This is a genomic window from Yinghuangia sp. YIM S10712, from assembly GCF_051388935.1.
Lineage (GTDB): Bacteria > Actinomycetota > Actinomycetes > Streptomycetales > Streptomycetaceae > Yinghuangia.
This window is the reverse complement of record NZ_JBPKBI010000018.1, coordinates 80,178-89,177: the sequence shown is the minus strand read 5'-3', so window position 1 is coordinate 89,177 and position 9,000 is coordinate 80,178. Positions and strand designations below refer to the sequence as shown.

The 9,000-nt window shown below is 72.8% G+C and carries 7 protein-coding genes; 5 read left to right on the top strand and 2 right to left on the bottom strand.

Annotated features, from left to right (window positions below; genetic code table 11):
• Positions 1-49 precede the first annotated feature (49 nt).
• On the bottom strand, positions 50-490 hold the full coding sequence (locus ACRX5W_RS27440; RefSeq protein ID WP_436791018.1) for an ATP-binding protein: 441 nt from the start codon (positions 488-490) through the stop codon (positions 50-52).
• 561 nt (positions 491-1,051) lie between these two features.
• On the opposite strand from ACRX5W_RS27440, the gene ACRX5W_RS27435 reads away from it, so the two are divergent.
• Positions 1,052-1,552 (top strand): ATP-binding protein, encoded by a 501-nt coding sequence (locus ACRX5W_RS27435; protein ID WP_436791017.1) that lies wholly within the window; start codon positions 1,052-1,054, stop codon positions 1,550-1,552.
• A 362-nt stretch (positions 1,553-1,914) separates the two neighbouring features.
• On the opposite strand, the gene ACRX5W_RS27430 is transcribed toward ACRX5W_RS27435, so the two are convergent.
• Positions 1,915-3,222 (bottom strand): hypothetical protein, encoded by a 1,308-nt coding sequence (locus ACRX5W_RS27430; RefSeq protein WP_436791016.1) that lies wholly within the window; start codon positions 3,220-3,222, stop codon positions 1,915-1,917.
• Positions 3,223-3,951: 729 nt separating this feature from the next.
• Between ACRX5W_RS27430 and ACRX5W_RS27425 the strand changes: the two genes are divergently transcribed.
• From ACRX5W_RS27425 to ACRX5W_RS27410, 4 genes are all read left to right on the top strand, one after another.
• Positions 3,952-4,845 carry a hypothetical protein gene (locus ACRX5W_RS27425; RefSeq protein WP_436791015.1) on the top strand — a complete coding sequence of 298 codons (894 nt, stop codon included), beginning with the start codon at positions 3,952-3,954 and terminating at the stop codon, positions 4,843-4,845.
• A 477-nt stretch (positions 4,846-5,322) separates the two neighbouring features.
• Positions 5,323-6,603, top strand: coding sequence for a WxL protein peptidoglycan domain-containing protein (locus ACRX5W_RS27420; RefSeq protein ID WP_436791014.1), 1,281 nt, complete (start codon positions 5,323-5,325; stop codon positions 6,601-6,603).
• Positions 6,600-8,090 carry a hypothetical protein gene (locus tag ACRX5W_RS27415; protein ID WP_436791013.1) on the top strand — a complete coding sequence of 497 codons (1,491 nt, stop codon included), beginning with the start codon at positions 6,600-6,602 and terminating at the stop codon, positions 8,088-8,090. Before ACRX5W_RS27420 ends, ACRX5W_RS27415 begins: the two co-directional genes overlap by 4 nt.
• Positions 8,087-8,938 carry a WxL domain-containing protein gene (locus tag ACRX5W_RS27410; RefSeq protein ID WP_436791012.1) on the top strand — a complete coding sequence of 284 codons (852 nt, stop codon included), beginning with the start codon at positions 8,087-8,089 and terminating at the stop codon, positions 8,936-8,938. The genes ACRX5W_RS27415 and ACRX5W_RS27410 overlap by 4 nt, the downstream gene beginning before the upstream one ends.
• Positions 8,939-9,000 lie beyond the last annotated feature (62 nt).

Sequence of the window (9,000 nt, the reverse complement as noted above, 5' to 3'; positions counted from 1 at the left end):
GACCCGGGGCCTTCGGCCCGGCCGGCGGGCCTGGCGCAAACCGGCGGGGTCAGCCGTCCTCGGACCGCCCGGGCGGTGGTCCGGCGGTGGTCAGCGGCAGCACGACCCACATCGTCATGCCGCCGTCCTCCGTCGTCTGGACTTCGGCGATCCCGTGCGCCTCGGCGACCACCTCGTGGACCACGCCGAGGCCGTCGCAGTGCTTCGCCGGCGGACGCGGGTCGGCATCGTGGACGCCGACGCCGATGTGGCCGTCGCCCAGGACCATGGTCAGGGTGAGGGTCGGCGAAAGGCGGTCGGCGTTGCGGACCGACACGGCCGCCAACTCCGAGACGATCAGCCGCAGGTCGTAGGCCAGGTCGGTGCCGGGCGCCACACCCCAGTCGGCGAGGGCCTCGGTGAGCAGGCGGCGCGCCTGCGGCACGGCCGCCGGGGCGGCGGTGAGCTGGGCGGTACGGTGCCGGGCCGTCCGCCGATCGACGGTCGTCATCAAGGTCCTCGCACGACGAACGGGCGGTGGAGTCGGACGCGACGCGGTCGGGTGCAACCCGGGCGGCGCCCGTGAACCCGCGTGGCCCCCCGGCACACGGCCCCGGCGGGGTTCGAAGACTCCGCATAGCATGGCGCGCTCGGAGATCATGTCGCAATGCGTTCCGCGTGCCGGATCCGGGACAGGGGATTCGTGTCGGCCCGGTACCGGGGATCTTCGCGGGTAGACGGATGACCTGCTCCGAAAGCCGGCAGCCGTTCAGCGGCTCCCGGCCGTCCCCGACCCGGCACCAGCAGCCCCGAGTGAGGTGGAAGCCCAGTTGACAGCTCCCCCGACCGAAGCAGCGGGATCCTCCCCTCGCGGGCCGAGCCGCCTGTTTCGCAGCCGACTGCCGATCCGGATGAGCGGTGTGGGACGGGGCGGCGCCCCTCGGTCTCGCGTCGCCCCGACAGACCCTGCTTTCCGCGCGCCCGGTGCGCTGCCCCACGTCTCCGTCGTACTCGGCCGTCCTGCGGCGTGCTGGAGCTCGGCGGCGATCACGATCAGTTCCGGAGGCCTGTGATGAGCGCCATACGGTCGCGTGCCTCCGAAGGCGGGGATCCGCGTGGCGCGGGGGTGGGGCTGCGGCAGGTGCGGCGGCTCCCGTTCGGCGCCGAGCCGGGGGCGGTCAGGCGCGCGCGGACGTTCCTGCGGACCGCGATGCAGGCGTACGGCTGGCGCCCGGCAGCCGATCAGGCGACGGAACTCGCCGCCGACGACATCGTGTTGGTCGCGGTCGAGCTGGTGACCAATGCGTGTCTGCACGGCGGTGGGCCGATCGAATTGCGTGTGGTCAGGTACGACGGCGGCGTCCGCGTCGAGGTCGACGACCGCACCGAGGCGCGGCCCGAGCCGCGCGACCCCTTCGCCGGGCTGAGGACGGGCGGCCATGGGCTGCTCATCGTGCGGCGGCTTTCGCGGGAGTGGGGCGCGGTCGTCCGCCCGGGGCAGGGGAAGACGGTCTGGGCGGATCTGGCCGAACCCGGCGGGGACACCGGCGCCGCGCCCGACGCCTTGCGGTGAACCACGGGCGGGGCGGGGTGGCATCGGACCCTCCCGCGGGCCGGGAGCGCCCGCGAGGCCGGGCTCCTGAACGGGCACGGTCGGGGGCTCCCGGCCCCTGTTCGAGAGCCGACCGACCGCACGACTGAAACGTGTTGCAGAAATTCCCGGAGACATTCACCCGCGCATCCGTTGCGAAGTCAAGAGACGCGGCCCCGGCCGCACGGTTCGCGATCGTCCGGTGATCTTCCGGACCGCCGTGGGAGTGTGGACGCAGAAGACGACCGTCGCGTACGGGGCGCGGCGAGCCCGCCAAACGCCCGGGACAGGACGCCGCTTCGTCGGTGGGCTGCGTTTCCGGCTTCCACCCTCGTCACGCGGCGTCAGATCAGTGTCAGGGTGAGCTGCGCGGTGTAGGGCTGGGGGCCGGTGGTGGGGGCCGGGAGGCTGATCTCCACCGAGGCGTCCACGCGGAACTCGCCGCCGGTCACCTCGCCCAGGCTCGGGTTCTGACGGCACAGCAGCTCCGGGGTGGCCCGCGCGGTACCGGGCAGACCGCCCGAGACCGCGCTCGATCCGGTGCCCGCCGCGGTGCAGCCGGGCGTCCAGCGGAACGCGGATCCCGGGATCGCCGACCCGTCCGGGGCGACGAAGTCGCCGATCTGGCCCGTCAGCGTCCAGCCCAGCGTGCTGCCGCGGTCGTCGGTGACGGTCAGCGGCTTCAGCTCTCCCGTGACGTGGCCCGCGCCGCTGCCCGGCGCCAAGTCGCCCAGGACAACGCCTTCCTGAGAGGGCGTCATGAACAAAGGCCCGCGCGGCGCCGGGCTGTTCGAGGCGGGCGGCAGGGCAGCCGGGATGGCTTCGGGTGTGCCCGGCACGGGTGGCCCGGCGGGTTGCGCCGCGGGGTCCGTCGGGGCGGGGGTGCCGGGCAGGCCGGACACGGGCGTCGTGGGGGCGCCGGGCGTACCGGCGGCGGGCGCCTGCGGACCGCCGGACGCCACCGGAGGGTTCGGGCCGCCGGGGGTGCCCGGCGGCCCGGACGTGGTCGGAGTGCCCGGGGCGGGGAGTGTGCCGCCGGACGCTCCTCCCGACGAAGTTCCGCCTCCCGGGCCGCCCGTCGGGTTACCGGGGCCTGGTACCGACGGCTTGCCGACCGTGATCCCGGTGGACACGGCGGGCGTCCCTGTGGGTGTGCACACCGACGCATCGCCGATCAGCCACGAGTCGATCGCGTACGCACCCGGCGCGAGATCGATGCGGCCATCTCTCTCGACCGTGAACGTGCCGGTCATGGCTGCCACATGCAACGGCGCGGAACCCCAGGCGGCCGGATTCTGCTTCGGCCCCGTCACGGCGACGTCGCCGGTCTGAGCGCCCGTCAGCCTCACGACGCCGGACGGCTGCGCGATGTTCTCCCCCCAGAACACCCAGCTCGACGGATTGCGTGGCGGCGTCTTCCAGTTCCACGTCACGGTGACGACGTCGCCGACCGCGTACGCCTCCTTCACCGGTGCGACGGTGAGTTCGACCTGCGGCTGCCACGTGAACGCCGGCCCGTTGAGCGGCGGAGGCACGCACTGCATGGTATTGGTGACCACGGCGGCCCCCGCGGACGGGCTCCCGGTTCCGAATCCCGCCGCCACGGCGACGAGCCCGAGGCCGGCCAGAAGTGCGGAACGCCGTGCGGACATGCTGCGGATACCCCTTCCCGCGCCCTGCTGTTCGTCGAGCCGCGATCCGACGACTGTCGGAGAAATCCTCAGACAGCAATTCATCCGATGCCCTGACGTTCTGTCAAGACGCTTGTGGGGCAGGTGTGGTCCGGCTCCGTCGGCGTCCACGGTGCTCCGTGGGCCGGTGAGGTCGATGTGAAGAGCCCTGCTGTCGCTGCGCGTTGGGTGGCGTGTTCCAAGGTCCGGCGGTGACCGAGACGGCAGAAAGTGACACGTGTCGACTGTCGGCGATGGAGCGCGAGTGCGGCAATCGCCCTGCCGCAAAAGCGATTTCACGCATGCAAGGCGCTGCCGGCGCCACGCCCGCGACGGCGCGTTTTTTCTGGCCATGACTGTTGTTCGCTCATGTCTCTTGCCGTACCGTCACCCCATGATCTGACGTGCCATCAATGAATGACACAGTCTTGATGTTGCTTTCTCGGGGCGGTACGGCCGGGTCCGGCTCCCACGCCCGGAACGACGGGCCGCCCAGGGCCTGCGCGTTCGTCGGTGCGGGCCGCCGAGTCCGTTTCGGGCTCCGGAACCACGGGGTCCGAGCGGATGAACCATCGCGAACTCCGGTGCCCCGGAGGGCGCGAACGGTCCGTGCAGGACGTCAAGGACGGCACGGCGGCCCGAGCGCCACGTACGGGACCGCAACGGCCGTCGGACAACGACAGGCAAGTCCCCGAAGGGAGAACCACCCCCATGGTCAAGCCCACGAAGCGGATCGCCGGCAGCCTGCTCGCCTCGGCCGTCGCGGTCGGCTCCGCACTCGTGTTCGCGCCCCAGGCGCACGCGGGCGAGGTCACCGCCGATGTCAAGTGCTCACTGCCGGCCGGCGCCGGCGAAGCACAGGGCATGCAGAAGATCACCGTCGAGGCACCTGCCACGGCCGCCGCAGGAGCCGAGATCGACGTCAAGGTGACGCTCGGACAAAGCCCGGCCAAGAGTCCTGTCGCGCTGGACGGCGTCAAGCTGACGCCGTCGATCGAGTTCAAGGTCGGCAGCGGCACCGTCACCGTCACCGGCCCGGCCACGACGATCAACGTCAAGGCGAACGAGTCCATTACGGCACCGCCCTTCACGGGCAAATTCAAGGTCCCGGCGGGTGCCTCCGGGGCTCTCGACCTGATCCCGACCAAACTGGGCAACGCGGTCGAGGTGCCCGGGATCGGGGCGCTCACCGCCGACTGCACGGTCAACGGCGCCGGCAAGGTTCACACCATCACCGTCTCCGGCGGCGGGACGACCGGCAGCACGACCTCCGGCACCACCGGCAGCACGACGTCCGGCACGACCGGCAGCACCACGTCGGGCACCACCGGCAGCACCACGTCGGGCACGACGGGATCGACCGGCTCGACCGGCTCCACCGGGTCCACGGGTTCAACCGGCTCCACGGGTTCCACCGGCTCGACCGGATCGAGCGGTGCCACCGGCAGCTCGGGCGCGACGACGTCCGGCAGCCTCCCCAAGACCGGTCCGATGGACGACGCCCTCTCGCTGGGCCTCGTCGGCGGCACCGTCGGCCTGCTCGGCATCGGCGCCGTGCTGATCGCCACCCGGAAGGTCCGCGCCTCGCGCAACAACACCGCCTGATCCCGCGCGAACCCACAGTGCCGTCGGGCCCCGACCGGAAGTCGGGCCCGGCGGCACCGTTCCCGCCTGGCCTCCCACGGACCGCGATCGGCGCATCGGGAAGGGCGACCGTCTGCGGTCCGCACCCCCCGCGCCATCGACGTACCCAGGCGACCGAGCACATCGCCTGAGCGTGTGAAGGCCTCCCGGCCGGCGCCTCCCCGACCGGGACCCCGAACGGCCTGACCCCGGCACCGGTCAGCGGGAGCCACCCGCTGTCCGCCCCGGGATGACAGGCCGCTGCGGATCGGCGCAGAGCGGAGGGGTGGGACGGGCAAACCGGCCCGTTCCACCCACCCGCCGGCACCGGCACCGCAACCCGTACCGCCCCGCGCGGCGGTACGGCACCGCAACACCCGGACGACGCCCCAGGTTTCCGCTCCCGGGACGCCGCCGCACAAGCCGCTCCGCAGACTCAAGAGCCGCAGGAGAACCGACATGACGGACACGCCGACCTCGCGCCGGGACAGATCCACGCCGCTCCCGCGCGCCGGCCTGCGCTCCCGGGCGCTGTCCCTCCTCGCCGTGCTGGGCACGGTCCTCGCCGCGTTCCTCGTCGTCCCGCCGCCCGCCGCGCACGCCGCCGGCAACGGCGAATGGTCGGTCGACCCGTACGTGCCGCCGGGCGGCGACCAGAACAACCGCCGCTACTTCTTCCTGAACGGCTCGGCGGGCGACACCATCAGCGACACCGTCGTGATCACCAACTCCAGCGAACGGCCCATGACCTTCAAGGTTTTCGGTGCCGACGCGTTCAACACGCCGCGTGACGGGGCCTTTTCGGTACGCCGCATCGACGACCCGCAGAAGGGCATCGGCCTGTGGCTCCAGGTCCCGGCCGGACAGGACACCGTCACCCTCCAGCCCAAGACCCGGCTCGCGGTGCCGTTCAGCATCGCCATCCCCGCCAACGCCCGCCCCGGCGACCACATCGGCGGCATCCTCGCGCTCAACACCGAGCCGGTCGGCCAACAGCAGGAGGGGCAGCTCCGCGTCGACCTCAAGATGCAGGTGGGCGCGCGGATTTACCTCAAGGTCGACGGACCGGCCCTGCCCGCCATGGAAGTCCGCGACGTCCGCGTCGAACGCGACGCCGGCTTCGGGGAGTTCTTCGGGTCGAGCCGGGCGGTCATCCACTACACGGTCGTCAACCGCGGCAACGTGATCGTCCGTCCGCAGCTCGAACTGGGGGTCTCGGGGCTGTTCGGCCGCTCGCTGCTGACCCGCAAGAGCGATCCGCAGAACCCGCTGGAGATCTTCCCCGGCGAGTCCGTGGAGCTGGTGCAGACCTGGAACGACGCACCGCGCCTGGACCGGGTCGACATCGACGTCAAGGCGGTCGGCGAGCAGGACGGCGTAGCCCTGAGCGACAAGGCCGGCACGTCGTACACCGCGGTGCCGTGGCCCGCGCTGCTCACCCTTGCCTTCGTGCTGATCGCGGGCGGCGTGTCGTGGCAGCTCCTGCGCAACCGCAGGGACGGCGGCGGTCCGGGCGACGACAAGGCCGAGAACAAGGACCCGAAGGAGCCCACCGGCGGCGAGTCGGCGTCCGCTCCCGACGACGCGGACAAGGACGCCCCCGAGACGGAGTCCCCCACGTCGGACGCCTCCGCGAAGGCCGAGGCCGAGAAGGACGAGCCGGCCGACGACACGACCAAGGAGATCGTTCCCCTGCGCAAGGGCGACGGGGCCACCGATCCCGCGGGGGTGCCTCGTTGACTCCGCACGGCTACCGCGGCACCCCGGTAGGGCCGGTCGAACACCGGTCCTCCAGGGGTGCGTTCGCGTCTGTCCCGACCACCGAACCGGCCGCGTCCCGGCACGCCGCGTTTCGGCACGCCTCGTCCGCGCGGCTCACGAGCGCGTGGCGCGTACTGCTTTTGCCGGCATGCCTGTTGGTGCTGGCGCTGGTGGCCGCGCCGGGAGCGTACGCCGCAACCCCCGCCCCCCAACCGCCGCCCGCAGCGAACGGCGGGGCCGAGATCGCAGTCGGCACCGCGACCGCCGCACCCGGGTCCGACGTCACGGTGACGGGGTCGGGGTGGAGCCCCGGCTCGATGGTCAACATCGCCGTCTGCGGCCGGAACGGCCAAGGCGGCAGCCAATCGTGCTCGGTCGCGACGTCCGTCAGCACGACCGTTCCCACCGGCGGCACGATCGAGGCCACGCTCAAGGTCGAGACGCCGCCGGTGCCCTGCCCGTGCGTCATCCGCGTCGTCACGGTCACCGGCGGCACGGCGCCGGAGCGCACCACGCCGCTCGAAATCCCCGGTGCGCCCCACGCGCCGCTGTCCGACACCGGCAAGTCACCCGGCCGCCTCACCTTCATCCGCAGCGAAATGACCGGTGGGGACACGATCTTCACGTGGTTCGGGTCGCCGGTCAGCCGTCGGTTCCGGATCGAGGTCGGCAACATGGGCGAAACGCCCATCACCAACCCGGTGTTCAGGATCGGGACGTTCGAGGGCGTCTTCGCCCCCACGTGGGAGGACAAGACCTGGAACGGCACGATCCAGCCGGGCCGACGCGTCACCGTCAGCCTGCCCATCGAGCTGAGGCCGCGTCAGCACGGCGAGTTCCGCTACCGCGTGATGTACGGGGACAAGGTCGTCGACGAGGTCGTCCTCGACGTCGGACGACCTTGGGGCGTCTATCTGTTCGGCGCGCTGGCCATCGTCGTCGTACCGATGACGGTGTGGCGCCTCGGCGGCAATCTGGTCCGGGCGGTCAAGGAGCACCGGCGGCAGCTCTCCGCGGAACGAAGCCGCGAGGTGGGCGCGCCGGGCGCCTCCGGGCTCCGGCAGCCGACCGAACCGCCCGACCCTTCGGAACCGGCCGACCCGTCAGACCCGGACGGGGCGGACGACGAGGACGCCGGACGGGAGCACGCGGACCGTCCCGACGCCGAACCCGTTCCCGTCCCGGCAGCCGCAGGCCCCACGCGGTGCGTCGAAGAGCCCCTGATCGTGGGCACACCGCTGTTCCCGCCCTCCGTCGGGGAGGCCGACGGCCTCTCGAACTCGCCTGGAGAGAAGCGGAGTTCCTCGGCCGATGGGGCGCCCGCCCAGGACACCGCCCCCGAGGCGGAGACGCGCGTCCTGCCGCCTGTCCGCTCCGCGGTCGCCGGGACGGCAGCCGCCGAGCGGCCGTCCGAGGCCACGCGCGTCCTGGCCGGGAAACCGGGAGAGGAGCGCGAGACACCATGAGCCACCGGCCCGGCCAGGGGACCGCCGCGCTCGCGGGCACCGGTTTCGCGGTGGCCGTCACGGCGGCGGTCCTCGCGACGTTCTTCCTGTTCCCGGGCGGCGGCTGCAACGGGGACGAGTGCGGTTCCGCGAGCGACCCGACCGTCCAGGCGATCACGCAGGTCGTTCCCACGCCGGGCACACCGTCGTCGGGCTCACCGTCGCCGGGCGGGAACGCGCCCACGGGCACCGGCGGCGACGATCCGAACGAAGCACCCGGCCCCGGCGACCCGTCCGGCTCACCCGGGTCGGCCGGCTCCCCGACCGCCCCCGGAGACCCCGGCCTGCGGTTCTCCACCGAGGTGTCGGGCCCGCCGTCCCCGTCCGATGCTCCCCAAGCGGCTTCGGGCGAGGTCAGCGCGATGCTCCACGCCGGCCCCCTGCGGGTCCTCACTCCCGTCCCGAACGCCGGGACGGGATTCCTCAAGGTCGACCGGACGAGCGGCACCGCCCGAGGACGCCTGGATCCGCTGCTCGTACAGGACTTCCGAGGCTCCACCACCGGATGGTCGCTCACCGCCACGATGTCGGACTTCGTCGGCCCGGGCGGCGCGACGCTCGACGCCGGCCGCCTGGCCTGGGAGCCGAAATGCGGCGCCCATCCCGGGCCGGCCGAACCGTACCCCAGCACCGCCGTCGCCGGCTCGCCGGTCCCGGCGGGGCGCACCGCTCTGCTCTGCTCCACCCCCTCGACCCGAGGGGTGACCGGAGGTCAGTTCGACGTGGGCGCCGATCTCCGGCTGCCCGTGCCCGCCGGGTCGGCCCGATCCGGCGACTACTCGGCGACGTTGCTGCTGACTTTGACCTGACCGCCGCATCCCGCGACCGGCCGGGTGGACGAAGCGATGGGGCAAGTCCCGCCCCGGAGAAG